This window comes from Streptomyces sp. NPDC033221, assembly GCF_055577005.1.
On sequence record NZ_JBVIQN010000100.1, the window covers coordinates 1 to 1,368 of the forward strand.

A 1,368-nucleotide genomic window follows, 5' to 3' on the forward strand; every position below is an offset into this window, starting at 1 on the left:
AGACGGTGTCTCACGTGGCGGTCTTGGCGAGTTTCTTGTAGCAGATCATGACTGCGGCGAGCCCGAGGAAGGCGAGGAAGTGGCTGCCCTTCCGTTCGTAGCGGACGGTCAGGCGGCGGTACCCGAAGAGCCAGGAGATCGATCTCTCGATCTTCCATCGGTGCCTTCCGAGGCGTTCGGAGGACTCCACGCCCGGCCGGGCGATCCGTGGAGTGATGTGGCGTTCGCGCAGCCACGCCAGGTTGCCGGCGGAGTGGTACGCCTTGTCGGCTCGAACCTTGCTGGGTTGTCGGCGACGGGGGCCGCGGCGCGAGCGCGCGGCCGGGATCCCGAGGACGAGCGGGCGAAGCGCCTGGACATCGTTGACGTTCGCGGCGGACACCCCGACGACCACAGGCAGTCCTTGCGCGTCGGTCAGAACATGCAGTTTGCTGCCCGCTTTGCCTCGGTCGACCGGATTCGGCCCCGTCAGGAGACCCCCTTTTTCGCGCGTACCGAGGCGGCATCAACGATCACGGAACTCCAGTCGAGTCCACCGCGGGCTCCGATCTCGTCCAGGACCACGCGGTGCAGCCGGCGCCACACTCCGGATGCGGTCCAGACGGAAAACCTCCGGTGAGCCGTCGCCGGCGACACTCCGAATGTCGGTGGCAGATACCGCCACGCGCACCCGCTGGTCAGCACGTACACGACGGCCGTGAACACAGCACGTTGGCCGATCGGCGCGGTGCCACCGCCCTGCGGGCGCGAGCGGAAGGGCGGCAGTACCGGCTCGACCATGGCCCATAGATCGTCCGGCACGAGCCGCTGCGAAAGATCCCCACCCATGAACGATCATGATGCCACTGCCGGCCACCCCGGCGACGGCCGGTCGAACGTTGGGCTGGTTGCCCCGCCACCTCAGAATGGGCGCATGGCTCCTTCTTCCATTGACCCGCGACCGTTGAACGCCGACGAGCGCGCAGTGCTTGAACACATTCTCTCGGCGCAGTTCGTCGGCGCGTCGCACCTGCGGAGTCAGCTGGACCGCACCGAGGTGATCGCCGTCTGGGGGCCCGACTCCGTGAGCGTCGATCTGCGGGTCCGGGAACCGTGCGAGCATGCGGCACTGGCGACAGCGCACGTGCCCGTCGACACGCACGTCCATAACCCATCTGGCGCCTACGTCGGCGAGATCCTCGTATGGACGGACCGGGGAGCCACGCTCGCAGCCCTGGAGTTCGCCTGGGTCACCGACGAGATGCCCACGTCCCTCCCGGCCGTCGTGGACGGCCGCCTCAGCTGCCCAGCCTGACAGGCCGTCCGTCCGCACCCCAAGCGCCTACGGCCGCGCAGCGGACAAGACCGCCACATGAGACGGCGTCTAAG

General features: G+C 68.1%; 2 protein-coding genes. One reads left to right on the plus strand and one right to left on the minus strand.

Going from position 1 to position 1,368, the window contains the following annotated elements:
* Window positions 1-10: 10 nt before the first annotated feature.
* A protein-coding gene (locus ACZ53K_RS42695; protein WP_468848547.1) for an IS5 family transposase occupies window positions 11-828 on the minus strand; the annotation gives its coding sequence in 2 pieces (ribosomal slippage) (window positions 11-471 and window positions 471-828; 819 coding nt in all).
* Between the two features lie 136 nt (window positions 829-964).
* On the opposite strand from ACZ53K_RS42695, the gene ACZ53K_RS42700 reads away from it, so the two are divergent.
* Complete coding sequence (locus tag ACZ53K_RS42700; RefSeq protein ID WP_468848550.1) at window positions 965-1,294, plus strand: hypothetical protein; 330 nt, start codon at window positions 965-967, stop codon at window positions 1,292-1,294.
* The last annotated feature ends 74 nt before the right edge of the window (window positions 1,295-1,368 follow it).